The organism is Candidatus Firestonebacteria bacterium RIFOXYD2_FULL_39_29 (assembly GCA_001778375.1).
In the GTDB taxonomy this organism is placed as follows: Bacteria; Oederibacteriota; D2-FULL-39-29; order D2-FULL-39-29; family D2-FULL-39-29; genus D2-FULL-39-29.
On record MFGV01000091.1, the window covers coordinates 1 to 26615 of the forward strand.

Here is a 26615-nt window from a genome sequence, read left to right on the forward strand (position 1 = left end):
GACCCTAAGAGGGTCTTTGTTTGCTCCTAATTTCTCAAAGATCGATTGTTCTTTGACATATTTCCCTATTTACTTCTTATAGGACATCTAGTTACAAGTTCCACGTTACTAACGTTACTCAATGTTCAATATTTATGTGGTATAATTAAACTTAGCGTAGCTTCTCGCGCTTACCTTAAATTGTAAATCGTCATTTGTCAATCGTAAATCGTTTTTAGAGTTCTCTCCCAATCACCTTTGCAATAGGCTTAAGCTCAGCCATCAACTTCTTGAACTTATCCGGCAAAAGCGACTGATCCCCGTCTGACATAGCATCTTCGGGATTCGGATGAACTTCCAGCATAAGTCCGTCGCAACCTGCGGCTATGGCAGCTTTTGACATCGGCACTGCCCAGCGCCATTTGCCTGTGCCATGGGAAGGATCCACTATTACCGGAAGGTGGCTCAGGTGCTTGCATACAGCCACCGCAGAAAGATCGAGAGTATTTCTTGTCGCATCCTCAAAGGTCCGGATACCTCTCTCGCAAAGCATTACTTTATAATTACCTCGGGACATTATATATTCAGCCGACATAAGCCATTCTTTTATTGTTGAAGAAAGCCCCCGTTTTAAAAGAACCGGAACTTTACATTCCCCGACTTCCTTTAAAAGTTCAAAGTTCTGCATATTCCTCGCGCCTATCTGAATTATATCCGTATACCTGGAAACAAGGTCAACGGTACGTGTATCCATAACTTCAGTAACTATAGGTAGCCCCGTTAAGTCCCTTGCTTCAGAAAGAAGTTTTAATCCCTCCTCTCCCATGCCCTGAAAAGCATAAGGAGAAGTCCGGGGTTTGAAAGCGCCCCCTCTAAGTATAGTAGCACCCGCCTCTTTAACTTTTTTTGCCACATCAAGCAAAGCTTCGCGGCTTTCTACAGAGCAAGGTCCCGCCATAACCACAAGTTTTTTCCCGCCAATTTCAATATCCCTCACCTTAATTACCGTCGGTTCTTTCTGGAACTCCTTACTGACAAGTTTAAAAGGTTGAAGGACGGACATAACTTTTTCAACACCGGGCATTGTTTCAAGAGGCAGCTCTGCAAGGACACGGTCATCCCCTATAACCATGATCAAAGTTCTTTCAATCCCTTTTGAAACATGAGGCGTAAGCCCCGCCTTCTCCACCTTTTCTATTACGTGATTCAGCTCGTTATCAGGTGTTCCCGGCTTTAATACTATGATCATATGACCCCCAAAAACATTTACTAGTGACTAATGACTACTGACTATTTATTGAGGTTTATTAAATATTTGGCGGGATTTCCCGCCTTCCTAAAATAGTCATTAGTCACTAGTACTTAGTCAATTATTTTTTAACACTTTCTTCAATGCACCGATAAACCGACGATTCTGTTCCATCGTTCCGATCGTCACGCGTATAGTTGTTCCGGTACCAATACATCTAACAATTATTCCCTCTTTCATAAGAGCCTCTGTCACCGGTTTGGCGTCAACCTTAACATCAAAAAGAATAAAATTTGCTTCTGACCTGACAAAAGTAATACCCATAGCTTCAAGCGCATCTCCGATCCATATCTTACCTTCATTATTCACATGTTTGCTCTCTTCGACAAACTTAATATCTTTGAGAGCTGCTATTCCCGCGCTTTGCGCAAGCAAGTTAACATTAAAAGGCTGTCTGGCTTTTCCAAGCAGTTCAATAAGTTCTTTCCTGGCAATGCCGTAACCCAGTCGCAGCCCGGCCAACCCGTAGATCTTGGAGAAAGTACGGAGAATAATTACATTTTTTCCCTCTTTGACATATTCAACGGATTCCGGATAGTCGGCCCGGCCCACATATTCGTAGTAAGCTTCATCCAGCACTACTATTACATCCTCAGGAACTTTTTTGAAAAACTCATCAAGCTCATCTTTGGTGATCATAGTTCCGGTCGGATTATTAGGATTGGTTATAAATACTATTTTTGTCTTATTGGTAAATTTTTCCGCCATGGTTTTCAGGTCATACCCGAAATCCTTCATTTCAACAATTACTGGTTTAGCATCCGCAATCGTAGTAACCGCCTTGTACTCCACGAAGGTCAGTTTGGGATCCCCCTGCAATACTTCATCTCCGGGATTTAAAAAGACCTGGGAAATTAACAATAATAATTCATCCGAACCATTACCGAAAATAAGATTATCGGCCGGTATTTGTAAATGCTCAGCCACCGCTTTTCTAAGTTCAAAACAACTCCCCTCCGGATAAAAATACACCTGCTCAGCGGCCTTTTTAACCGCAGCAACCGCTTTTGGCGATGCCCCGAGAGGATTTTCATTCGAAGCCATTTTTATAACATCAGAGATCCCCAGCTCCCGCTGTACTTCCGCTACCGGTTTCCCCGGTATATATGGAGATAATTTATCTATAGCATCCCGCTGAAGCTTTTTCATACAATTTCCTCCGATAAAAGTAATCCGTTAAATCGTCTGATTTTAGCACAAAAAAGAAGGAAAGTCAAACAACCGAGTTTTGCTGCAATCCTTGACTTTTCTTGATATCTTCTGATAAAATGATTTTTATGAAAACTATCAATGTACTTATAACCGGTGTCGGCGGGCAGGGAACCATACTTGCGGGAAAGATACTGGCAAAATGCGCTCTCGATTCCGGTTTTGACGTAAAATCAAACGAACTCCATGGGATGGCTCAAAGGGGCGGTTCTGTAACATGTCATGTACGTTTCGGAGATAAAGTATTCTCCCCGATGATACCGACAGGAGAGGCTGACTTTATGCTGGCAATGGAAGAGCTTGAAGCTCTGCGTTACCTCTCTCATATGAAAAAAACAGGTTATATAGTAATGAACAAACGGAATATAATGCCGTCCAGTCTTGAGAAGAAGACTGATGCTTACCCCAAAGATATTCAAAAGAAGATAGAAAATCTGGATTTTAAGATCAAAGCTCTTGTCGCTCATAAAATAGCCCTGGAATGCGGCTCTATTAAAATAGAGAACATTGTCCTTTTAGGTGTTCTCTCAAAACAACTGCCTATTAAAGAAAATATATGGCATGCAGTCATCACGACTGCTGTTCCCCCAAAAACAATAGATATGAACTTGGCGGCATTCAAATGCGGACAGGCAATCTAATCACTAAGACTTAAATTCTAAGCACTAAACAAACTTAAAACCAAGCACTAAGAATAAAATTATAAATTCTAAATAAAATCATTGTACCTATATAAATAAACTTCCTTAAGTTTAGTGCTTAATGCTTTAATCTTAGTGATTGTTTAGTTATTAGTGCTTTAGTCTCAGTGATTTTTTTAACCTTCATTTCGGATTGACTTATTTCCTCTGTTTTGATAGAATTTATATCAATTCTGTGAAGAGCTCCTGAAAAACGCCCGGGCATGGGGTTTAACGACTCTTCCTGATGGAGGTGACCTCCTCATATGCTAGGACTCGAAGGAACAGGTGTTGCACTGGCGTATATCTTTACCATTTTGGCGACTCTTCTTTGCATCGTCTACGGCTGGGTTAATTGGAACAAAGGCGATGAGCACGAAAAAAAAGAGGTAAAGGAAGAGATAAAATGGGAAAAGAAAGATTCTAAATTAACCAAGTAAAAATCCAATACAATATTTTCCAGGGGGACAAATATGGAAATCAGTTTATTAATGATCATTACTGTTGTTATATATCTTTTAGCAACAGCAATATTCGGATATATCGGATACAAACAAACGGCAAACTCCTCCGATTTCCTGGTCGCAGGGAGAAAGCAGCACCCTATGATAATGGCCCTTTCTTACGGTGCCACTTTCATCTCCACCTCAGCCATAGTCGGCTTTGGCGGAGCTGCAGCTTCAATGGGTATGGGTATGCTCTGGCTTACCTTCCTTAATATTTTCGTCGGAATCTTCATTGCCTTCGTTTATTTCGGAAAACGTACCAGAAAAATGGGGCACAGTCTGGATGCGCATACTTTTCCGGAGCTTATGGGCAGGCGATATGAATCACGCTTTATACAGGGCGCTTCCGGGCTTCTCATTTTCATTTTCATGCCTCTTTATGCAGGTGCAGTCATGATAGGAGGCGCAGTTTTTTTACAGCAAGTATTTGGCATCAATTATGAAGTTGCTCTTTTATTCTTCGCGGCGATAACTGCGGTTTATGTTGTCTTCGGCGGAATGAAAGGTGTAATGTACACCGACGCTTTCCAGGGCGCAATAATGTTCATAGGTATGGCGATTCTTCTGGTATTTACTTATGTAAAACTCGGAGGGGTCATAACAGCGCATGAAAAACTAACAGCGCTTGCACCAATGGTTCCGGCAGGTATGGCAAAAGCCGGACATCAAGGTTGGACGTCAATGCCTAAATTTGCTTCCCCGATGTGGATGTCCCTTGTTACCACACTTGTAATGGGTGTCGGTCTCGGAGTGCTCGCACAACCGCAGCTTTCGGTAAGATTTATGACGGTAAAATCCAATAAAGAACTCAACCGTGCGGTGATCATCGGCGGTATTTTTATTTTGATGATGACCGGAGTCGCTTTTACGGTTGGGGCGCTTTCAAACGTCTATTTTGTTGAAAAATACAAGATGATCTCTTTAGATGTGACCAAAACTGATCCTGCAGTACTTAAAGCAATGGACGAGGGCACTTATATTCCTCCAAAAGAGGAACAGACCGCTCCCGCAAAAACAGTTCCGGTAACGGCAGTAAAGGCAGCGGAAGCAACTGCACCTGCGGCGGCAAAACCTCCGGAGCGTAAAGCAGTGCCTGATAATATTATCCCGATCTATATCGCGAAAGCGATGCCTGAATGGTTCACCGCGCTTTTCATGGTAACCCTTCTAGCGGCGGCAATGTCCACACTTTCTTCCCAATTTCATACCATGGGAACAGCGCTTAGCCGCGACTTTTACGAGAAAGGTTTGGAGATAAAATCAAAGAACACCCTTCTTCTTAATAAATTAGGGACCAGCATCGGCATTATTTTTGCAGTCGTTGTTGCCTGGCTGCTTCCAAAAGCGCTTGAGGGCGGTTCAAACATAATAGCAATAGGAACATCCCTTTTCTTCGGGCTTTGTGCCACAGCATTCATCCCGATGTATATCGGTGCACTTTACTCAAAAACGGTAACGAAGACAGCAGCTATAGCCAGCTTCCTTATAGGCTCCTTAACAAGCTTGTTCTGGATGACCTTCTTTCATACCAAGGAATCAGCTGCGCTGAAAATCTGCAAATTTATATTCAATAAAGACACTCTTGCTGCAAACCCGGTTATAGCGACACTTGATCCCATAGTAGTGGCACTTCCGGTCTCCTTCATCGTGATAGTGGTTGTAAGTTTAATGACAAAGAAAACCGAAGAAAAGCACTTAAAAAAGTGCTTTGAAGGAATTGAGAAATTAGCGGCAAAGACCGCAAAAGGAGGCAAATAATATGAAGAAGCTGGCAATAGGAATACTGGCAGTAATTGTACTTTTCACAGGAACAATGGCAGCGGAAACAAGAACTAAAAGAATGTGGGAAAACCTGAACATCACCACTCTTCTTTCTCCCGATCTCTCTTTCACGGTAATGCCCGGACATAGATGGGAATTTGGAAGGAACTCGGGCAGCACAGTTGACACGTACTTTATGGAACTGTTTGTAGGACCTAACTACGCATTAAAGATTAATGATTCATTTAAGCTCAAGCTGTCTTTATGGTACTACTATATGTATTTTCCGAACAGATTCACGGAAACTGCTCCTTTTTCCCACAACATAGAAGTAATACCGACAATAGAATGGAAGACTAGCGACAGACTTACTATCGCAAACAGAATAATCTCCCATAATACAATTTATTCCTCCTGCTATACGACTGATGATTTAAGAAGCGGATTCTCTTCAATGATAAGGGAAATGCTAAGTATCACCTATAAACTTCCTGAAATAGATCAAAACCTGAGCCTCATCCTGTCTGATGAATTATTCATCGGTATTCTTGAGGACGCCGAAGCAGCCCCATCAGCACTTGGCTTCTACAGAAACGGCATCAACTCAAACCGTCTTTATGCCGGCTTCTCTTATGCTTTCAGCCCGACGTTTATCGTTGTCCCTCAGGTTATCTACGAGACCAACTATGACGCAGCCGGAACACTTACAGGCACTAACTTTAATTTCTACCTGACTGTGACGTATCTTTTCAAAGCTTTTTAAGAAAGCACTACTATCAGAAAGGGCAGCTAATGCTGCCCTTTCTTTTTTTCCATAACCCGCAACTCGTAACCCGTTACCGTTTTTATTTAATTTACATCATCTATCCTATATTATATAATATGAAAACATCTTAAATTTCATGGAGGCATAAAATGTTTGGTCTTCCGCTTAACACGTTTCTCGGAGTAACATTGATTCCAATTACAATAATGCTTGCGTTAACTATCTGGGCTTTGAGATTTAAGGAGTAGCCATGGGCAATTCAATTATTAACATAGCCGTCATAATTGCGTATTTCCTCGCTCTCTTACTTATAGGATATGCTGCCTCAAGAAAAATAAAATCCACCTCCGATTTTATAGTCGGCGGACGAGAACTCAATTTCTGGGTTTTCGTGCTTCTCATCATCTCCTCCTGCGCCTCCGGTATGTCGCTACTTGGTTCAGCTGGTCTTGGATATAAAACCGGCTGGCCAACCATCTGGGAACAGATGCTGGTACCGCTGGCTTGCGCACTCTCAATTTTCCTTTTCGGCACAAAGATTTACCGTGTAAGCCAGAAGAAGAATTTTGTTACAATCCAGGATTATCTCTCTTTAAGATACAACAGCACGAAGTCAATAAGAACTCTTTCTTCCATAATCGTCATAATAGTCTCAACAATATACCTTTCAGGTCAATACACGGCTATAAGTATAACTATGGGTTGGCTTTTTAAAATGCCCCACGAATACGCACTTCTTCTTGGCGCTGTTATTGTCATGCTTTACGTTATCCTGGGCGGCCTTTACGCCGTGGCCTGGACCGCTCTTTTTCAGGGAATTATAATAATCGTCGGAGTTTTAGTAGTAGCCCCGTTTATTATCGGAAATGCCGGCGGACTTACGCACATAAACGAAAATCTTGCAAAGATAGATCCAAATATGCTTGCGCTGGCTTTCCCGCAGGCTCACCCGCCTGTAGCGCCTTACGCTTTTGCCACTCCTTTATACCTGGTCTCTTTTGCAATCCTGCTCGGGCTTGGACTGGCTTCCGCGCCTCATGTCGTCAGCAACTCTCTTTCTGCAAAGAAATACAAATATTTTAAGTGGGCTCCTCTTGCCGCCTTTGGTATATATCTAGTTGTTTTTTATCTCATAAAGATCTCAGGCTATGCTGCCAGATCAATGGTTTATGATAAAACTTTGACCCTGCCGAATGTTGCCAATGCCGCTGACTACTCTTTTATAGCCGCAATCCAGATGGCAATGCCGGAATTTATCTGGCCCGTCTTCGCCATCATTGTTCTTTCAGCCGTGCTTACCACTACCGACAGTCTGATGCTCAGGATCGGGTCTTCTTTCAGCTGGGATATTTATAAGAATTTCTTAAAACCTGACGCAACAGACAAGCAGATAAACAATGTTAACAGGATAGTTATTGTAGTAGCGGCCCTCGGAACTATGATAGCGGCTATAAAGCCGCCGGAGCTTCTAGCCTGGCTGATTTGGACAGGTATAGGAATAATGCTCTCCACATTTGTTGCTCCCATTCTTTTCGGTCTTTACTGGAGACGCACGACTAAAGAAGGCGCTTTCTGGGGCATGCTCTCCGGCCTCATATCCGCTCTCGGATTCGGTTACATTGCTAAATTTGTAACTAAATTCCCGGTGGATTTTTCAATACTAAGTTTTACCGTCTCCGTGGTAGTTCTGATTGTTGTCAGTCTATGTACAAAACCGGTACCGGACAGCATACTTGATGAGACAGAAACAGGTTTTTATATTAATAAGAGATCCTGAAAAGGAGAAGTAATATGTTTTGGGAAAAAGAACTTGAAACTATTAAACGCGGCAAGCTGGAAGCGCTTCAGTTAAAACGTCTGAAAGAGACGGCAACACGAGTTTATAACAAGGTTCCTTACTACAAAAAGCTCTTTAAATCCAAAGGTGTAACGCCCGGGGATATAAGGACCATTAATGATATTTCAAAACTTCCATTTACAACCAGGGACGACCTTCAGAAAAATTATCCGGATAAACTTTTAACCATCAAACATCATGATACCATGCGGCTTCACACCTCCTCGGGAACTACCGGAAAGCCCAAAGCTGTTTTCTTTACGAAGAAAGATATCGATGTAGCTGCGAATAATATTGCCCGGTGCCTTACCATGACCGGAGTCACAAAGGTCGATGTATTACAGAATATGATGAGTTACGGCTTGTTTACCGGCGGGCTTATGATGCATTACGGCGCCGAAAAAGTAGGCGCGCTTGTTATCCCTTCCGCCATAGGCAATACTGAAAGACAGCTGATGTTCATGCAGGATTTCAAAACCACAGCTATTCACCTTACCCCTTCTTATGCTTTATATCTTTCTGATATTTTTGAAAAAAAAGGACCGGCTTTCAGAAAAAAACTAAAGCTCAAAAGAGCGTATATGGGCGCTGAACCTTATACGGAAGAAACAAAGAACAAAATTGAAAAGATCTTAAAGTTAAAAGTCTACAACTCCTATGGGCTTACCGAGATGAACGGTCCCGGAGTTGCCTTTGAATGCGAATACCAATCAGGTATGCATCTCTGGGAAGACTGTTATTTAATGGAAATAGTAGACCCCAAAACGGACAGGCCTCTCCCTGAAGGTAAAACAGGCGAGCTTATTCTTACAACTCTCAATAGAGAAGGCATGCCTATTATCAGATACAGAACCAGGGATATTACGGCTATCATTCCCGAAAAATGCAAATGCGGACGGACTCACCGAAGGATAATGCGTATTAAAGGCAGAGCCGACGATATGTTCATAATCCGCGGAGTTAATATTTACCCGCAGCAAATTGAACGCGTCCTCATGAGCGTGACGCATGTTGAGAAAAACTATCAAATATACCTTGAAGATAACGATAAGATGACCGTAAAGGTGGAAATAACTAAAAAGCTTTTTGACGGTAACCTGGAACACTTAAAGAAGCTCCAATCTGATCTGACAGAAAAACTCAGGACAGAAATACTGGTAAGGCCAAATATTGATCTTGTTGAACCCGGAACCCTTCCCGTATCAGAAGGAAAAGCAAAAAGAGTGTTTGATAATCGAAAAATCTACTAGATTTTTCCGGTTTATAAGGTTTGTAAAGTTTTTAAGGTTTTTAAAGTCTTCAAGCGTTGAAGGATATTATCTGAAAAATATAATAGCGCTACCTTTAAAAATAACTTTACAAACCTTAAAAACTTTATTAACTTTACAAACTTAATCCGGAGGATTATTAATGCCCATACTTAAACAGCTTTCAGTTTTTGTTCAGAACCAGCCGGGAAAAATAGAGCGACTCACCAGTGTCCTGGCTGATAACAAAATAAACATACTTGCATTTAATATAGCGAGCAGCGGCGAGTACGGGGTAATAAAAATAATAGTGGATAAACCGGAGCTCGCCTATAAAAAGTATAAAGAAGCAGGGCTCACCGCCTACCTTTCAGAGGTACTTGGAATAGTAATGAAGGATAAGCCGGGAGGCCTGAACGACGTAGCAAAACTGACAGCAAAGAACAGACTTAATGTAGAAAACGCCTACGTCTACGTTCCAAAATCAAGAAAAAACGCCATGCTTATTATAGACGTCCGAGACATAAAAGCAGCAAAAATAAAAATAAAATAACTAAAGTGACGCGTAGCGGGTTACGAGTAACGGGTTCTGCATTAAGGAGTTATTATAATAGAAACTCAATATTGTAAAACCCGCTACTCGCAACCCGTCACGCGTAACATTTTTTTAAAGGAGCCTTTATGACCGATAAACTGATCTGGAACCCTAAAGCGGAGTGCATGCTTCCCAAGGAAAGAGAACTTTTACAGCTGGAGCGGTTACAGCATATTGTCAAGTATGCTTATGAAAGAATACCCTATTATAAAAGATCTTTCGATGCCGCAAAAGTAAAGCCGTCGGATATTAAAACTTTAAAAGATATTACAAAGCTCCCCTTTACCTCAAAGGATGACCTTCGTGGTGCCTATCCTTTTGGTATGTTCGCGGTCCCTCATGAAGAAATACTTGAGATACATACCTCCTCAGGCACGACCGGCAGGCCGGTTGTTGTAGGTTACACGGCTTCAGATATTGAGCTCTGGAGCGAGGTTATGGCCAGAGCCCTTTCTATGGCAGGCACAACTAAAGCAGACTGGGTTCAAAATGCTTACGGATACGGATTATTCACCGGAGGCCTGGGGGTGCATTATGGCGCCAGAAAAATCGGGGCAAATATTGTTCCTATATCCGCCGGCAATACGAAAAGACAGCTTGAAATCATCAGGGATTTTGGAACAACCATACTTACATGCACTCCCTCCTACACACTCTATCTCGCTGAGGCAGCAGCTGAAGAAGGTATTGACCTGAAAAAAAGTAAATTAAGATCCGGAGTATTCGGCGCTGAAATGTGGACAGAAAAAATGCGGGAAGAAATTGAAAAACGTTTAAATATAAACGCGCTTAATATTTATGGTTTAACTGAAATAATCGGACCCGGGGTCGGGCAAGAGTGCCAGGAAAAATCAGGTCTTCATTTACAGGAAGATCATTTTTTCCCTGAAATCATTGCAACAGATACTCTTCAGCCCTTAGCTGAGGAACAAAAAGGAGAAATGGTCCTTACCACCTTAACCCGGGAAGGAACCCCAATGATACGTTTCAGGACTAAAGATATAACCGCACTTAAACATGGTACCTGCAAATGCGGAAGAACGACGTTAAAAATGGACAGAATTACCGGCAGGTCAGATGATATGATGAAGATCCGCGGTGTTATTGTCTTCCCTTCTCAAATAGAAAAAGCTTTATTGGAAATACCCGGGATAGAGCCGCACTATAAGATCATTATAACAAGACCACATCAGCTGGATGAACTCGAAGTGCAGGTGGAAACATCGAAAAAGATGTTCTCCGATGAGGTAAGGCACGTCGAAGAAATAAAGAACAACATCGAAAATCATATAGAACGGGCTATAGGGATCAGGATCAAGGTAACTCTTGTTGAGCCAAAATCAATACAAAGAAGCGAAGGCAAAGCACGGCGCGTATTTGATATGCGCAATATCAAATAGATCGCGCCTGATGACACATCCGCCAGTGATATAGGGCGGATCTTTTGAAGAGATTAGAAGTGAGATGGCACAGATGAACAACGATGACACAAGAATACAGATGAACAAATAAGATGGCTTAGATGATGGGGTATTGTCTTTGTCATTTGATAGGGTGCTACAGATATGGGTGTTATCGAAAGGGATAACAAGCTTACGGAAAAGATCATTGGATGCTGTTTTAAATTACATACTGAAATCGGACCGGGGCATATTGAAAAGACTTATCATAACGGATTGATAGCTATATTTGAAAAAGAAAATATTGTTTTTGAGTCAGAGAAACAGTACAAATTACTTTACTTAGAGAAGGAAATCGGCAGTTTTCGAGCTGATTTTGTCATTGAGAATAAGCTGATAATTGAAATAAAATCACTGGAGCGTGGTATCCCGGAAGTCTTTTACCGGCAAACGGTTTCGTATCTCAGGTCTGCGAATTTACCGCTTGGCCTCTTAGTGAACTTTGGTACAAATAGATGCCAAATAAAACGAATTGTGGTATAATACAAATAGTTGCTATCTGTGATATCTATTTTGCATCTGTGTCATCTCACCACCCATCTGTGACATCAGTTTTACTGGAGGTAAAACATGCAGGTTAAACAGGTATCCATATTTTTAGAGAACAAAAAGGGACGGCTTCTTGATGCTTTGAAGGCTATTGCAAGGGCCAAGATAAACATTAGGGCTCTTTCAATTGCGGATACTAAAGACTATGGTATTCTTCGAATGATCGTTTCAGACGTAGTCAGGGCGAAAGCAGCGCTGGAAGCAACCGGTTTTACGGTCAAAGAAACAGAAGTAATAGCAATAGCTGTAAATGACCAACCGGGTGGTTTGGCAAAGATACTTGAAGTTTTAAATAACGCCGGTTTAAATGTGGAATACGTCTATGCCTTTGCGGAAAAGCATGAAAATGACGCGATAGTAGTGCTCCGGACAGAAAACATCGAACTGGGCATTAAAACACTAACCAACGCCAAAGTTAAGATACTGGAAGCGAAGAAGGTGTATTCCTTATAATAACAGTTTTTAAAGTTTATAAGGTTTTTAAGGTTAGTAATGTCTAAAATCTTTGCCGGATATCATCCAAAAAAGATTTGTTTTTATTTTCAAACATAAAACCACATCTAAAAAAAGACTTTATAAACCTTAAAAACCTTACAAACTTTATGAACTTCTTTTTTTTGTTAGCACACACGGTCTTCTTGCGATTATCACATTCACCCCATCCTCTTGATTCAACTTTCCTTTTATTAACTCCGTGGTTGCTTTGATATTAATGGGGTCAATAACGGTAACAGAAGTTACGCCGCTTGCTTTACAGAGATCTTCAAGTATAACTTTAGGTGATTCATGCCCTTTAGCCGTAACACCTATGAGCGGTGTGGGTTGATGACCTGTCATTGCCGTCGAAGAATTATCCAGTATTAAAACCGTTATATTTGCCCGGTTATAAACCGCACTGATCAAAGCAGGAATTCCCATATGCATAAACGTTGAATCACCGATAACACAGGCAACTCTTTTTATTCCCTGACTTGCAATACCTGCAGCTTTCGATATGCTTGCGCCCATACAAAGACAGGAATCCAAAGCTTCTAAAGGCGGATTACAGCCCAGGGTATAACAACCGATATCTCCGGCAGTGAAAACAGGGTCAGCCGCTTTTAAAGCTTTATAGAGCTCTCTATGCCCGCAGCCAGGACAAAGTACAGGAGGACGCCTGGGAGTTCCGGTCACTGCAGGAGCCGTCCGTTTTTTTAAATAAAAGCCCAGAGCATCGGGTCCCACTTCTCCCACCCGGTTTATTTCACCTGAAATTTTCCCTTTAACATTCTTATGGAATTTCCTGGCGGTCTCTTCCACCACCGGCTCACCCTCTTCAAGAACTATCACTTCGTCAAGACCTGAGACAAAATCTTTCACCAGCTTTTCCTCTAACGGGTAAAAAGAAACTTTTAATACTGCAAAATCTCCGGCATATTCCATGGCATAGTTGTACGCAATGCCACAGGCTATAATTCCCTTTTTCTGTTTATCCTTAAAAACACTGTTATAAACCGCGCCGTCAACCCCTAAGCCTTTCTGTTTTTCCACTAAAGCTTTATGCAAACGCACGACATTAGACGGTACCGCAATGAGTTGAGCGGGATCTTTTTTAAGCGCAAGTTTATTTTCCTCCCTGATCTCCCCTTTCATCACAGGAGATGAAGAATGCGAAAGTTTTGTCAGACTTCGAAGCATCACAGGCATCTTATATTTTTCCGAAAGATCAAAAGCCGCTAATATAAAGTCCTTTGCTTCCTGGGAGTCTGAAGGTTCAAAAAGCGCTATTTTTGCAAAACGGGCAAAGATCCTGGTATCCTGTTCATTCTGTGAGGAATAAGCGCCCGGATCATCGGCAACCACAACAACAAAACCTCCTTTATTTCCCAGGTAAGCTGAAGTCATTAAAGGATCCGCAGCAACGTTCAGTCCCACATGCTTCATGGAAACTATCGCTCTTCTGCCCGTATAGGAAGCACCCAGCGCCGTTTCATAGGCGACTTTTTCATTAACCGACCATTCCGCGCGGCCTTTAAAGTTCTTAGCCAGATATTCGAGGATCTCCGTAGCCGGAGTACCCGGGTAACTTCCCGCATAGGAAATACCCGCTTCCATTGCACCCCTGGCAATTGCCTCATTTCCCGTCATTAATTCTTTCTTCCGAGCCATTACATTATTCATTTATATTCCCCTCCGTCAGATTCATGTAATATTATAACATAAAAACAATAATTTCTGACTGTCTCTCCTTTGTCTCTTCCTTTTTAGCTTTTGCTTTCAGCTTCATCCTGATATTTCTTTTTTAAGCGAGGCACATAATACATAATTAAAAACAGAAATACTAAAGGGCCCATGTATTATCCAAGTCTTTATCCGAAAACAAAAACAATTAGAGATACATTTAAGTACTTTGTAAATTAAAGAAATCGACGCTGGATCCCGTATCTGAGCACGGGATGACAAAAATAAGCAAGAATTGAAGTAACCTCATGTGTAGTTGCCTCATTACGTGCCCGCCTCTGGAGGGATAAGGCTTTGAACGCTTGCCTTCGCTGTAACGTCCTAAATCAGCAACTACAAGTTTTGGCGGGCAAAAAAGTATCCCAGCACGGGATGCACATATCCTTTATACACTTCAACCACTTTCCTAACTTCTTTTACTTCATTTGCTTCCCTTGCTTCCCTTGCTTCTCTTGCTTCCCTTGCTTCCCTTGCTTCCCTTGCTTCCCTTGCTTCCCTTGCTTCCCTTGCTTCCCCTGCTTCACTTACGGTCAGTATGCGTAAAGTCTTCCATACGGTCTTAGCGAGAACGGTGACAACTTTATAAAAGAGCTGCTCAATATTTTATATTTTTCTTTTTCCATATCAAAAGTGGCGCAAAACTCGCCGACATATTTTTCAAGCATCTTTCTGTCTTCGTCATCTAATTTTTCAGCTTTTACTTCTTTACCGAGAAGCCTTGGATCTATTTTATCAGTTCGGAGGAATATCCTTCCGGCATGCATTCCGGTGCCTACAAAGTCCCTAACCGGAAGCCCCTTCGAATTAAGGCCAAGCACTATAAGAAGACCTCCAGCCATATATTCGCCGAGAAAATCCTTTGCTTCTCCACCGGCTACAATAACCGGGAACATTCCTTTATACTCTTTCATATGGATACCAACACGGTAACCGACATTTCCTTTTATAAAGACCTTTCCGCCTCTCATACCGTAGCCGACTATATCTCCTGCATTTCCGTGAACCGTGATAGATCCGGAGTTCATTGTATTCCCTATCGCATCCTGGGCATTACCGTACACCACAATATCGGGGCCGTCCATAAACGCAGCCATATCACTGCCGGGATAACCATTGACAGTAATCTTTACTTTTTCCTGTATGCCCGTACCGATGTAACGCTGACCACAGGCGTTATTAATGATAAATTCATCAGTCTTTCCGAGTTTTTCATGGATAAGTTCATTTAACTCTTTAAAATCCATTCCTTTAGCGTCAATAGTATATTTGCTCATACCTCTGTACCGTCCCCTGTAACATAATGTTTTCTAAAATCTTTTGGAAGCACAAGAAAACCAAAATCCTCTTTTAATAACTGTTTTTTAAACAATGAGACATCAAGTTTTTGTTTTATGATAAGTCCAAAGATACCGGCTCTTTCAATAATATTTACAAGAACAACCCCGACAATCACATTATCTTTTATTACTATTTTTTTATATTTACCTTTCTCATTGCAGGAGAGCACCTCATAATCATTAGTCTTCGGATTTGTCAGTCCGAAAGATATAGAAGGCACACCCATGATAGTTACAGAGTTCATCGGGAACATTCCGTCATATTCAGTGATCTTTCCGGCCATATTAAACCCGGCTGTCATTCCCTGCCTGGCAGCAACCGGCCAGATGGCTATTACCGAATTGGCACCGGAAAGAAAATCAGCTCCTTCCGCCACATCACCGGCCGCAAATATATTAGACACAGAACTTTCCATTCTTTCATTCACAACTATCCCGCGGTTAGCTTTAATGAAGGTGCCTTTTATTAGTTCTAAATTTGGTTTTACGCCTACAGCAACGATCAGAAGCTTCGTCTTTACGGTCTTTCCGGTTGAAAGCACCACCCCTTCAAGCTTCTTGCCTTTTGACAGCACTTTTTTTATTGTCGTTTCTTTGAGGAATTCCGAACCGGACTCCTTTAGTTTTTCTTCCAAAAGCGCCGAAGCCGTCTTGTCAAAAGTATTTGCCAGAAGGCGGTCAGCCATCTCCACTATTTTAATCTTAATTTTCCGGGCAAGGAGCCCTTCTGCCGCTTTCATTCCGATAAGACCCGCACCCAGGACAACACACTCCTTGATCTTATTCTTTTCAATATATTTTACAAGTTTCTCAACTTCATCCAATTTGATAAAAGTAAAAACACCCGCTATATCATCTGAATACCCGTCTATAGGCGGGTTTATCGGTACTCCGCCTGTCGAGATAAGAAGTCTGTCATATTTTATCTTTTCATTTTTTGCCGTGATAACATTTTTCCCTTTTTCGTCGATCTTTACAACAGGAGTAGACCAGCGGATATTAACATTCATCTCTTTGGCAAACGAAGCATCTACAAAGCCCAGTTTATCCTTCTTCACCTTCCCTGCAAGAAAGTAAGAAATAAGAGGTCGTGAATAAATGGAAGCCTCATCTGTTAGCACCATGATCTCACCGGTCTTGTCAACCTCACGAATGCTTTTAATAGCATTCACAGCCGCAACCGAGTATCCAATAATAACGTAACGCATAACAGCTCCTTTTTAACGACCGTCTAAAAGTCCATAAAGTCTATAAGGTTCATAACGTCTCACATTAAGGTAGTATTATTATATTGTCATTGCGAGGGCGTTTTTTGCCCGAAGCAATCTTCATTAAATTGTCAATTGTCATTCGTAAATCGTAAATTCTTTTCAGACTTCCTTTAAAACAATCGCTTCATTCGGACAATGTTCTACACACGACGGTATTTCTCTTCCGGCGCAGAAATCACATTTACTTCCTACTTTCTTATTCTTTAGATCCGGTTTAACCGCGCCAAAGGGGCATACCATAATACACATCCAGCAGCCGACGCATTTATCCTCATCATGCAATACTATACCGTTCTTGTCTTTATACATGGCAGAAGTCAGACATGCTTCCACACAAGGCGCATCCTTACAATGCCTGCACTGCAAAGCAAAAGTCGTATATCCCTGCTCTTCAATCACAAGCGAAGAAAGCGGGGCACCTCCGGCAGACTTAAAAGTCTTAATAATATTCTTCGAAGGCGAGTGCGCCGTAGCACAATGTATCTCGCAGAGGCGGCAGCCTAAACAGTATTCTTCTCGGATTACTATTTTTTTCATGTCGTTTTCCTTATCTTCAATCTATTCTTTTTAAGTCAGCCGTTGCACGTTACACGTTACACGTTATCACGTTACTCAAGTAAAAGCTCGTCCATAAAGGTCTATAACAGTCTTACATTAATGTAGTATTTATTTTATTAAACAACTCCTAAATATGAACCTAGTCCCAAGAACCTAGAACCGTTCTCATTCAATATCGCGGATTTTTCTCCCGCGCACATTATCTATTCTCGATTGTCGATTTTCTATTTTCTGGTAATTTTGCTAACAAAATTACCAAGCTTCTCCTGCATGCTTGATGCCTAATAACTCAAGTTCCATAGGCGACAGATCGACCCCGCGCAGTTGTCCGCGGTTGCCTCTGAGCGACTCCACGGCATTGATTCCCATTCCGCCTAGCATTTCTTTTATTTCTAACGACCAGGCGCGAAGAAGGTTATGGGCTCTTCTTGCCCCGATCTCAGGATTTAACCTCTTTTTCAGGTAAGGGTCCTGCGTGGCAATACCCCAGTTACACTTTCCCGTATAACATTTCTGACAAAGATGACAACCGATGGAAATAAGCGCAGAGCTTCCAATATACACCGCATCCGCTCCGAGAGCGATTGCTTTTATAACATCGCCCGAAGATCTGAAACCACCGGCCGCTATCAAAGAAGCTTGATTTCGAATCCCTTCTTCCCGAAGGCGCTGGTCAACAACTCCGATCGCAAGTTCTATAGGTATTCCCACATTATCTCTTATCACCGAAGGAGCCGCTCCTGTGCCGCCTCTTATTCCGTCAATGACTACAAAATCCGCGCCGGCTCTTACAATACCTGAAGCAATAGGAGCAACGTTATGAACCGCCGCGATCTTAACGCCTACAGGTTTTTTATATCTGGTTGCCTCTTTTAACGCATAAACCAGCTGTTTTAGATCTTCAATAGAATAAATATCATGATGAGGAGCCGGAGAAATAGCATCCGAACCCACAGGAATTCTTCTGGTCTTTGATACTTCTTCGTCAACCTTCTCTCCGGGTAAATGCCCGCCAATCCCGGGTTTTGCTCCCTGCCCTATTTTAATCTCAATCGCGGCAGCTGATTCAAGATACCGCATATCCACGCCGAACCTTCCGGAAGCAACCTGGACAATAACCCTGCCGGCATAAGGTCTCAAATCTTCATGAAGTCCGCCTTCACCGGTGTTCCAGTAAGTACCGTATTTTACCGCAGCCATAGCCAGAGACTTTTGCGCGTTTAAAGATATTGAGCCATAGCTCATCGCCGAGAACATAATAGGTGTTTCTAAGACCAGTTGGGGAAACGGTTTATCATCTTTCCTGTAAATATCCGGTTTTTTGCCGAGGAAAGTCTTTAACTCCATCGGTTCGCGAAGAGGATCAATGGACGGATTCGTCACCTGGGAAGCATTCAACGTAATGTGATCAAAATATTCTTTATACTTTTTGTCACTGCCCATGCCGGTAAGAAGTATACCGCCAGTTTCGGCCTGTTTAATAACACCGTAAACATCTCTGGAAGCCCAGTGAGCATTTTCTTTTATCTGAGGAAGTTCTTTTTCAATTATGAGCGCCCCGGTAGGGCACATATCTTCGCAAAAATGACAGCCGACACACTTCTCATCGTAGGAAGTAATGATCTCGGTTTCAGGATCGTACTCATGTGTATCATTACTACACATCCTTACGCAGGCCTGGCAATTTATACATTTGTCCATGGCTCTTTTAATCTTAAACTCTGTCCTGAACTTTGATTTTGCCATATTATTTATCGTCCTTTAGTTCCACAATTACCGGCTCGCCTGAGTTCGGCATCCAGATCTCATCCAGCTCCCAATTCACACATCTTATAGCAGCTTCTTCAGAGGCAATGTAAACATTATCTCCTTTTCTGCCGGCAACCAGAGGTCTTAGCTTTGTCCTGTCATTTAGACCTATCATTGTTTTATTGGTAGCAACTATAATCGCAAACGGCCCGTTCAAAAGCGCCGGGCCATAGATCATTCTCAGCCTTGTATAATACTCTTTCTTTTCAGGATCTTCCCTTTCCACCTGCGACCAGAAAGGCGCAGCAAGTACATTTGCCGCATCATCATAGGAAAGCCCGTGCTTTCTGACAAGAAGGTCAAAGAGATATGAAATAACTTCAGTATCTGTGGAGAGCGTGCAGTAATAACCGAAATTTTCAAGATATCTTCTGTTAATTCCGTAAGAGGAGATCTCTCCGTTATGCACGACGGTCCAGGAGAGAATCCCGAAAGGATGCGCACCGCCCCACCAGGCTACAGAGTTGGTAGGGAACCTGTTATGAGCCGTCCAGAGATAACCTTTGTACTCCGGTATCCTGTAAAACTCCGCAATCTCATCCGGATTCCCTACACCTTTAAAAGCACCCATATCTTTTCCTGATGAAAAAACAAAAGCATCTCCAATCTCACGGTTAATGAACATTACCTTCTCAAGAACATAATCTTCCTCGGCAACTTCGCGTTTTCCGGTCTTTTCCAGTAAAGGCATCAATAACTCTTCTTTTGGCTGTAAAAAATATCTTCTGAGAATCGGCATATTATGAAGCGTCTTTACAAATTTTGTCGGGATAGGTTCCTTGAGAGCAACTTCGAAGTTCTTTTCTATATATGCTTCCGCCGCTTCAAGCGAACTTTCTTTGCCGTACATAACATGAAAACAATAATGGTCTTTATGATCAGGATAGATCCCATAAGCTGCAAAACCGCTCCCCAGTCCGTTACCGCGGAACATCATATTGCATATACTGGTAACAATATCATCACCGGTCATCCTGACACCTTTAGTATTCATAATCCCGGTAACTCCGCAGGCAGAAGGAACCCTATGTTTTCTCTCATCTATATGTATTACCATTCGATAACTCCCTTACTGAAAAGATTCCACCGATAATCGACTCAAACATCTTTTTCAAAAAAAAAGGTGTTTATGCTAGTCTTTCACATAAACACCTTTGTCCAGATACAACACTGTATCTATATAAGATATACCACGCTTTTTACCTATTGTCAACAGAAAATACCGCTTTCCCCTGATAGAATTCATTTTTTATAAACTATTTTGATAGTTTGAACGAATTTAGATGTTAGAACTTTACAGTTGTAGATATAAAATGGCTTCCAATAGTTCCTTCCATAGAGCCGTTCAAGGAATATCTGAAGGCATAATCAATCTGCAATAGACATGCGGTCTTAAATACAATCCAGCTCATTCCCGCATCAATTTCCATAAAACTATTATTCCCAATTCCCCCGCCGGTTCTAACTGCAAAGGTTTTATCAAAAAACCAGCTTTCCAATCCTCCTATAAATTTATAATCCTGACTAAGATTTTTGTAATAATCCAATTCTGCTGATGCAAGAATATTTTTGAAAAACAACAGAGAACCTAAGGATAACGAACAACCGCCCTTAATTACCGCACACACCTTATCTGTATCTTGAAGATGAATATCAGGTCTATTAATATTATCAACTGTTATCCCGATAGAAAGGTCCCTTGTTATCTTATAAAGCATTCCGAAATCAAAACTTATTCCAAAAGCTAAATTTCCGTTAACGAACACAGGATCTATCAGAGTATAATCATTTACCGCATAGGTTTTTAGCATTGCTTTTGCATTAAACCCAAACGAAAATCCTTCAAAAATAATTCTGCCGAAGGAAAACAGAAAAACATTTTCACAATATAAAGATGAGCTGGAATTCGCCCATCCGACACCCAGTGTGCCGATATTTTTATCAAATGGAAGTACAAAACCCGCAAAATTTTTATTTAGATTATCATCCTGAATGTTCCAGTAAAGTTTGGAATATAAAGTTACTATTTCGATTTTCTTTAATTGGCTCAAACCGGCAGGATTCCAAAGAATTGCATTAGAATCATCGCTCACCGAAACAAAAGCGCTTCCCATCCCGATCGGCCTGGCACCCATATATAAACCTTCAAAAGCAGCCTCCAACTGAGATGCAAGAAGCAGGAGCAAGATTATCCCAAAAATATATTTATTTCGCAAGAACAACGGTTCCATTTTTAATTTTATCCCCTGATTTAACCTGGTAAATGTACAATCCACCTTCAACTAAAGCACCATTATTATTTGTCCCATCCCAGTAAGGCGTAAGCCCTTTTGTCACTGTTATTTCCTTTACCAAACTATTCAGCTGACTGTATATTTTGATAGTCGCATCAATGTCATTCGGTTCAAAATAAAAGTAAACCCTGTCATTTTTATTGTCATTATTCGGAGTAAAAGGATTCGGGGAAGTTTCAATAAAACTGAAAGTCGAAGCATTACTTGAAGGCATAATAGCATATTTACAAAGCTGTTCAACTTTAACCGTAATAGTTTGATTTAAAGTATTAACTGTCCCTCCTATTTTGACCCATTTTACTCCGTTATGATAATATACAGCTAATTTATCCTTCACTTCAGCCGGAACTATCTCAGTGTTGGCAATATAACTATTTATTACATTGTAATGCAAAACAATAGTCACTGGAATATTGAGTTTGCAACTTGGTTTAAACTCAAAACCGAACCCCTGTTTTTCAGGAATGCTTATTGGTTCAATACTGACCTGTTCATTATTTATAAATGCTCCGGGTGGAATAACTATTTTAGTGGCAGGATCCATATTGAAACATACCTCACCGCCAATATCATTTGAAACTGTTGTTGTTTTAGTTGGAAACGGCATAAATTGAGGCGGACAGCTGTCAAAACTATTCGCATATTTTCTTTTCGCGTTGTAATCATAATAGAGCTGATACATAGTGCCAGGATGCATATTTAAAATAGGAGCAGTAGTGCCATCATAATAAAAAACAGACCCAACAAGATTAACCGTATTTAAGCCAAAATAATATATACCATCCCCGGAATAACCTCCGACCCCTCCGGTTACCATCATGCCAAGTTCTCTTTCGTCTTTTTTATCTGCCGCAAGACTTAAGAGCGGCAGCCCTGCAGGATTGTTATTATTAAACGCTGAATATAAAGCAACTTTATTTAATTTAAGAGTCTTACCTGAGCCTGAATTACGGAATGAATTATTAATTACAGGATTTGGATAGCTTGGTGCAAAAGTGAAGTCAAACCATATTAGACCTTCACTTATAATTCCAACGGGTTTAAATTGAATATCGTCATCCGTTCCGTTTACCGTTTTTATTTTCCACCACTCATCGACATTAGTATCTAAAGAATTAGAATTAATAGGGCCTACGTAAACATCACTGCGGCAAACAATGGTGACCGGCACTTTAGGTACTCCCATTATAACTAACGGTACTTCAGAATATATTATTCCGTATTTATTTGGATTATGAGGATCCCTCGGATCGCGGGGACAGTTATTGCTGTCAATCTGATTTAAGTCAAGTTTTACTGCTCTAACTTTCTTTTGAATGTAGGCACGAACACCCATAGACACATCAAAATCATAACTCCAAATGGATTTTATCACTGACCCGTCCGCAGGTATTAGTCCTTTCGTTCCATCTCCAAATATAATCTTTCCAGAATTATAATCAACTTGAAAATAATTTCCGGGAATTGTTACAGTTGTAATATCATTATTCGGAGCTATTTGCCATTCATCATCTGAATTTCCAACCCAAACGCTAACAGGATGAAAAACATAGTCATTAACTATTGGAAATTTTCCAAGACTAAATTGCTGATTAGGAGTTCCATTACTATTGCCAATTTTCCACTTATCAAATCTTCGGCCTCTCCAACTGTTGGGTGATGGAGCTCCCCAGAACCCGGGAGGATAATTAAACTTAAATCCATTCCATTCCATTGGATAAGTAAAAATAAATTTTTTATTTACTCTGTCAATGGTGTAAATGGAAGAATAATTCCAATTTTGATAATAACTTGAAAAAGGAGTAGTATATAGATCTGGAGACGCAAAAATTAATAGAAACATATATTTAATGTAATTCATATCTCTCTCTGCAGGAATCTGGATGTCAAATCCACTAATAGTAAAATTTACAGAAGCACTTATCATCTCATCTGGATTTCCCCATAAACTGTTATTTGTCGTTCCATTAAGGCATTCATTTGTAAGTACGAATACGATCCCTTTTGGATTTGAAAAGGTAATATGCCAGTCAGGATCCGATAGGCTGAAGTAAGTAGTTACATCTATCGGTGCAGGTAATTTAATATAACATTTTTCTTCCGCGAACAAACAGCAACAAAACAACAAGGTCATGACATATATGTATATTTTTTTGATCATTTTCTCCCTGATAAATGTATGCTTCTAAAATTTCACTCCTAATTAATTATAGCACATCACATAAGCTTTTCCATCAAAAATCATATACACATCAATGTCTTAAACAATATTTGGTTATTAACTAATTTTATTCCAGTATTAATCCCTATTTTTTCTCTTCAGCTTGTTTTATTATATCAAGGATCTCTTTCACGGGAATTATTGAAGTCACCATGGAATTTGACATTCCGAGGCTCTTTGTATCCTCTTCACTGGTGCTTCTTGAAACGCTAAGACCTGCGAATTTCCCTTGCTGGTTAAAGAGTATACAGCCCATAGGCAGTCCGCCTTCCACCAAAAAGAGTTCTTCCGGTTTTGTAATATTGCAATTCACAGAGGTGGATACAAAACTAAGTTCCCTGTTGTAATCTTTTGAAAGCCTAAAGAAAGCCAGCATTTTGTCGAAGAGCGCGGGCTTTGCCAGTTCTTTGACCTCAAAAAAGTCTAATTTTTCACCGGGCTTTTCAGGTTTTATTATCGCCAGATCCAGGTCTTTATCGGTAATTACAAGTTTTGCCTGAACTTCTTTTCCGTTGATTAAAACATATTTAATGTCGTCAATGCTGCTTGTCATTTTTTTCAGGTTAGAAGCTTGAGAACCCATACCCAGAGAAGAAAACATTTTTATCAAATACTTGACCGGATCTATACTGGAATAGGCGGCAAGCACCATGCCGTTTTCATTTATGACAATTCCCTGAGATTCTAACTTTATCTCTTCCTTTTGATTCCTTATTAACGTACTCGCCACAACCTTCAAACTTACTATCCTTGACTTGCCCTTTTCAATAACTTGTCTTCCGGATTCAGTTATTTCGTCTGAAAATATATATTGAGCCATAAACACCAGCGTAAAAACTCCCGTCAAGAACCTGAGCAGCTTCTTCTTCATTTTTCTCTCCCCCTTTGTAATTTATTTTTACTTTACCCAAACACACTCCATCTGAATAAAATCCGTATAGATCCCTTTCTTAACAAAGAATACCGCTCTTTTCTTTTTATTCTTTGCTATTTCTTCCATTATTTTAATAAAGCCGTCAACATCTTCCACTTTTTGTCCGTCTACGGATTGAATTATACTTCCATTATTAAGACGGGCTAAAGCCGCCCAGCCTCCCGGTAATACTGTCTCCACAAATACACCTTTATCACCGTAATCCACTTTATTTTCCGTATAATCAAAGAAAGAAATATCCCTTACCGTAAATTCGAAATTTCTGTCTTCGTATTTTTTCATCTCGTCTTTTGGCGTCGGACTTCTTTCAAATTTCACCGCTAACTTCATTTCTTTATAATCTTTAAATTCCCCGGAAGCTCTCAGACCGGCCATTTCATATGTTTGCCCAACTTTCTTCTTCTTTATCATATTCGTAAATACTTCTGTTTCTTCCGGTCTGTTAACAGCAATATTATCCCCGTCCAAAGAAGTAATGATATCCCCCGGCAAAAGACCTGCTTTTTCTGCAGCAGTATTCCTGTACACATTGGTAATGATAACACCCGTTTTATCTTTTAGTTTCAAATGCTCCGACAGACCTGTAGTCAGCACCTGAAAACTTGCGCCCAGATAACTCTTTTTTGCCTCTTCCGAGGTTTTGTTTATATCCTTAAAACCTACCTTGACTATGCTCATCCATCTTTCTGCTTCCCTGTTAAAAACAACTATTACAGGCACGGGTTCTGTGCTTCCTTTAATTATCTCTTCTGTTATTGCCTTAAGAGTTTTTACGTCTTTAACTTCCTTTCCGTTTATGTTCACAATAATATCATTGGGTTTAATTTCCGGTTTTGCTTCCTCGCACTGGCCGCCGATTTTTACCGTAAAAATCACAACTCCGTCACGTGTGGTTCTTTTTCTTTGCCGCATCATTCTTTCCGTCAGATTGGAACCGGTAAAGCCCCACTCCTTAAACTCTTCTTCTCCCGGATCGGCAATTTCTCTTTCTTTTGTTTTAAGTGTTTTAATCAGTTCCTTCCCGCTGCGTTTTAACTTTAAGGTAACCTCTTTTCCTATAGGAGTACCCGCTACAAGTCTGAAGAAAAAAGGAAGATCTTCCTCAAAGTTGGCGGTAATATCAATGCCGTCATAACTTAGAAGGATATCACCCGGTTCAATACCTGCCGCCTCAGCAGGAGAGGCCTTAAAAACATCAATAACAAGAGTACCTTTATTTTCACCGGAATTTTTCAAGAGAGGCTCGCAGGTCAGACCTGTCCAGCTGCGGTCCACTTTACCTTTTTTTATGATTTCCCGCACTACTGGTTCTACGACATCACTCGGTATCGCGGCATCCAGAGAACCCCCGAGCCCAAGTTCATTAATACCGATTATCTCACCCTTCATATTTACCAGAGGCCCTCCGCTGTTACCCGGAAGAATCTGCGCATCATGCCCAAGCCACAAAACCATGGCGCCGACATTTTCCCATCCGATATTCATACCGTAAGGCAGGGATAATTTCGTATTGCTGATAATACCGGCAGTTATAGTTCGAGAAAGGGCAAGCGGGCTGCCCATTGCAAGTATTGGATCTCCCACGTTAACGTTGGCTGAACTCCCGAAGGAGGCAAATCTCACCGGGATATTTTTATCTTTTCTTTCACCAAGACGGAGTTTAACTACGGCAATATCGGTAAGAGCATCCTGTCCTATTACATCCGCTTCAATTTCTTCATTTGTTGAGATCGTACAAAATATTTTTTTTACCGTCCTGTCTATCACATGATAATTTGTCACAGCATAACCGTCGGCGGAGATAAGAACCCCGCTGCCGTAGGCCTCACTCCTCTTCTCCCTGCCGTCTCTATAATCGGTATAAACGACATGAAACCTGACAAGAGCCGGAAAAACTTTTTCAATTGCTTTCTCAGCTTCAATCCTGGAATTTAAAGGAATCGAAGGAATATTCTCTTTTCCCGAAAGTAAACCCGCAAAGAGCAGAGTTAAGAGCAGAATCTTAGCTTTATTCATATACATCCTCCATTTAGATACCTCAATTTATTGATTTATTCAAATAACTATTATATT

The 26615-nt window shown here is 41.0% G+C and carries 21 protein-coding genes; 9 read left to right on the forward strand and 12 right to left on the reverse strand.

What is annotated here, in order from left to right; all coding sequences use genetic code 11:
- Positions 1-214: 214 nt before the first annotated feature.
- Complete coding sequence (locus tag A2536_10125) at positions 215-1228, reverse strand: 3-deoxy-7-phosphoheptulonate synthase (protein ID OGF44195.1); 1014 nt, start codon at positions 1226-1228, stop codon at positions 215-217.
- A gap of 117 nt (positions 1229-1345) precedes the next feature.
- Positions 1346-2437 carry a histidinol-phosphate transaminase gene (locus A2536_10130; protein ID OGF44196.1) on the reverse strand — a complete coding sequence of 364 codons (1092 nt, stop codon included), beginning with the start codon at positions 2435-2437 and terminating at the stop codon, positions 1346-1348.
- Between the two features lie 128 nt (positions 2438-2565).
- Here A2536_10130 and A2536_10135 point away from each other — a divergent pair, with 128 nt between their 5' ends.
- The 9 genes from A2536_10135 to A2536_10175 all read left to right on the forward strand — a co-directional run bounded on the left by A2536_10135 (position 2566) and on the right by A2536_10175 (position 12351).
- Positions 2566-3138, forward strand: coding sequence for a hypothetical protein (locus A2536_10135; protein ID OGF44197.1), 573 nt, complete (start codon positions 2566-2568; stop codon positions 3136-3138).
- A gap of 512 nt (positions 3139-3650) precedes the next feature.
- Positions 3651-5441 carry a sodium:solute symporter gene (locus A2536_10140; GenBank protein OGF44198.1) on the forward strand — a complete coding sequence of 597 codons (1791 nt, stop codon included), beginning with the start codon at positions 3651-3653 and terminating at the stop codon, positions 5439-5441.
- A 1-nt stretch (position 5442) separates the two neighbouring features.
- Entirely contained in the window at positions 5443-6207 is a 765-nt protein-coding gene (locus A2536_10145; GenBank protein OGF44199.1) for a hypothetical protein, read from the forward strand.
- Positions 6208-6460: 253 nt separating this feature from the next.
- The gene (locus A2536_10150) at positions 6461-7987 is read left to right on the forward strand and encodes a sodium:solute symporter (GenBank protein ID OGF44200.1); all 1527 of its coding nucleotides are present in this window, start codon (positions 6461-6463) and stop codon (positions 7985-7987) included.
- Between the two features lie 14 nt (positions 7988-8001).
- The gene (locus A2536_10155; protein OGF44201.1) at positions 8002-9297 is read left to right on the forward strand and encodes a phenylacetate--CoA ligase; all 1296 of its coding nucleotides are present in this window, start codon (positions 8002-8004) and stop codon (positions 9295-9297) included.
- 160 nt (positions 9298-9457) lie between these two features.
- Positions 9458-9847 (forward strand): hypothetical protein, encoded by a 390-nt coding sequence (locus A2536_10160; GenBank protein OGF44202.1) that lies wholly within the window; start codon positions 9458-9460, stop codon positions 9845-9847.
- 140 nt (positions 9848-9987) lie between these two features.
- Positions 9988-11289 (forward strand): phenylacetate--CoA ligase, encoded by a 1302-nt coding sequence (locus A2536_10165; GenBank protein ID OGF44261.1) that lies wholly within the window; start codon positions 9988-9990, stop codon positions 11287-11289.
- Positions 11290-11454: 165 nt separating this feature from the next.
- A complete protein-coding gene (locus A2536_10170) occupies positions 11455-11832 on the forward strand; it encodes a hypothetical protein (protein OGF44203.1) in 378 nt (125 codons plus the stop codon).
- Positions 11833-11919: 87 nt separating this feature from the next.
- Complete coding sequence (locus tag A2536_10175; protein ID OGF44204.1) at positions 11920-12351, forward strand: acetolactate synthase; 432 nt, start codon at positions 11920-11922, stop codon at positions 12349-12351.
- A gap of 147 nt (positions 12352-12498) precedes the next feature.
- Here A2536_10175 and A2536_10180 read toward each other — a convergent pair whose 3' ends face one another.
- The 10 genes from A2536_10180 to A2536_10225 all read right to left on the reverse strand — a co-directional run bounded on the left by A2536_10180 (position 12499) and on the right by A2536_10225 (position 26558).
- Positions 12499-14046: an indolepyruvate oxidoreductase gene (locus tag A2536_10180; protein OGF44262.1), complete on the reverse strand. Its 1548-nt coding sequence runs from the start codon at positions 14044-14046 to the stop codon at positions 12499-12501.
- 602 nt (positions 14047-14648) lie between these two features.
- A complete protein-coding gene (locus A2536_10185; GenBank protein ID OGF44205.1) occupies positions 14649-15392 on the reverse strand; it encodes a hypothetical protein in 744 nt (247 codons plus the stop codon).
- Positions 15389-16663 (reverse strand): hypothetical protein, encoded by a 1275-nt coding sequence (locus A2536_10190; protein OGF44206.1) that lies wholly within the window; start codon positions 16661-16663, stop codon positions 15389-15391. Before A2536_10190 ends, A2536_10185 begins: the two co-directional genes overlap by 4 nt.
- A gap of 162 nt (positions 16664-16825) precedes the next feature.
- Positions 16826-17263 (reverse strand): 4Fe-4S ferredoxin, encoded by a 438-nt coding sequence (locus tag A2536_10195; GenBank protein OGF44207.1) that lies wholly within the window; start codon positions 17261-17263, stop codon positions 16826-16828.
- A gap of 273 nt (positions 17264-17536) precedes the next feature.
- Positions 17537-19030, reverse strand: a complete 1494-nt coding sequence (locus tag A2536_10200; protein ID OGF44208.1) for a glutamate synthase — start codon at positions 19028-19030, stop codon at positions 17537-17539.
- A 1-nt stretch (position 19031) separates the two neighbouring features.
- Positions 19032-20150 (reverse strand): hypothetical protein, encoded by a 1119-nt coding sequence (locus A2536_10205; protein ID OGF44209.1) that lies wholly within the window; start codon positions 20148-20150, stop codon positions 19032-19034.
- Positions 20151-20379: 229 nt separating this feature from the next.
- A complete protein-coding gene (locus tag A2536_10210) occupies positions 20380-21324 on the reverse strand; it encodes a hypothetical protein (GenBank protein ID OGF44210.1) in 945 nt (314 codons plus the stop codon).
- A complete protein-coding gene (locus A2536_10215) occupies positions 21299-23548 on the reverse strand; it encodes a hypothetical protein (GenBank protein ID OGF44211.1) in 2250 nt (749 codons plus the stop codon). The genes A2536_10210 and A2536_10215 overlap by 26 nt, the downstream gene beginning before the upstream one ends.
- A 145-nt stretch (positions 23549-23693) precedes the next feature.
- Complete coding sequence (locus tag A2536_10220; protein ID OGF44212.1) at positions 23694-24479, reverse strand: hypothetical protein; 786 nt, start codon at positions 24477-24479, stop codon at positions 23694-23696.
- A 27-nt stretch (positions 24480-24506) separates the two neighbouring features.
- Positions 24507-26558, reverse strand: coding sequence for a hypothetical protein (locus A2536_10225; GenBank protein OGF44213.1), 2052 nt, complete (start codon positions 26556-26558; stop codon positions 24507-24509).
- Positions 26559-26615 lie beyond the last annotated feature (57 nt).

Bases quoted from the DNA above. Each gene is read 5' to 3' on its own strand.
- A2536_10125 (OGF44195.1), bottom strand. From the start codon at position 1,228: ATGATCATAGTATTAAAGCCGGGAACACCTGATAACGAGCTGAATCAC.
- A2536_10130 (OGF44196.1), bottom strand. From the start codon at position 2,437: ATGAAAAAGCTTCAGCGGGATGCTATAGATAAATTATCTCCATATATA.
- A2536_10135 (OGF44197.1), top strand. From the start codon at position 2,566: ATGAAAACTATCAATGTACTTATAACCGGTGTCGGCGGGCAGGGAACC.
- A2536_10140 (OGF44198.1), top strand. From the start codon at position 3,651: ATGGAAATCAGTTTATTAATGATCATTACTGTTGTTATATATCTTTTA.
- A2536_10145 (OGF44199.1), top strand. From the start codon at position 5,443: ATGAAGAAGCTGGCAATAGGAATACTGGCAGTAATTGTACTTTTCACA.
- A2536_10150 (OGF44200.1), top strand. From the start codon at position 6,461: ATGGGCAATTCAATTATTAACATAGCCGTCATAATTGCGTATTTCCTC.
- A2536_10155 (OGF44201.1), top strand. From the start codon at position 8,002: ATGTTTTGGGAAAAAGAACTTGAAACTATTAAACGCGGCAAGCTGGAA.
- A2536_10160 (OGF44202.1), top strand. From the start codon at position 9,458: ATGCCCATACTTAAACAGCTTTCAGTTTTTGTTCAGAACCAGCCGGGA.
- A2536_10170 (OGF44203.1), top strand. From the start codon at position 11,455: ATGGGTGTTATCGAAAGGGATAACAAGCTTACGGAAAAGATCATTGGA.
- A2536_10175 (OGF44204.1), top strand. From the start codon at position 11,920: ATGCAGGTTAAACAGGTATCCATATTTTTAGAGAACAAAAAGGGACGG.
- A2536_10180 (OGF44262.1), bottom strand. From the start codon at position 14,046: ATGGCTCGGAAGAAAGAATTAATGACGGGAAATGAGGCAATTGCCAGG.
- A2536_10185 (OGF44205.1), bottom strand. From the start codon at position 15,392: ATGAGCAAATATACTATTGACGCTAAAGGAATGGATTTTAAAGAGTTA.
- A2536_10190 (OGF44206.1), bottom strand. From the start codon at position 16,663: ATGCGTTACGTTATTATTGGATACTCGGTTGCGGCTGTGAATGCTATT.
- A2536_10195 (OGF44207.1), bottom strand. From the start codon at position 17,263: ATGAAAAAAATAGTAATCCGAGAAGAATACTGTTTAGGCTGCCGCCTC.
- A2536_10200 (OGF44208.1), bottom strand. From the start codon at position 19,030: ATGGCAAAATCAAAGTTCAGGACAGAGTTTAAGATTAAAAGAGCCATG.
- A2536_10205 (OGF44209.1), bottom strand. From the start codon at position 20,150: ATGGTAATACATATAGATGAGAGAAAACATAGGGTTCCTTCTGCCTGC.
- A2536_10210 (OGF44210.1), bottom strand. From the start codon at position 21,324: ATGGAACCGTTGTTCTTGCGAAATAAATATATTTTTGGGATAATCTTG.
- A2536_10215 (OGF44211.1), bottom strand. From the start codon at position 23,548: ATGATCAAAAAAATATACATATATGTCATGACCTTGTTGTTTTGTTGC.
- A2536_10220 (OGF44212.1), bottom strand. From the start codon at position 24,479: ATGAAGAAGAAGCTGCTCAGGTTCTTGACGGGAGTTTTTACGCTGGTG.
- A2536_10225 (OGF44213.1), bottom strand. From the start codon at position 26,558: ATGAATAAAGCTAAGATTCTGCTCTTAACTCTGCTCTTTGCGGGTTTA.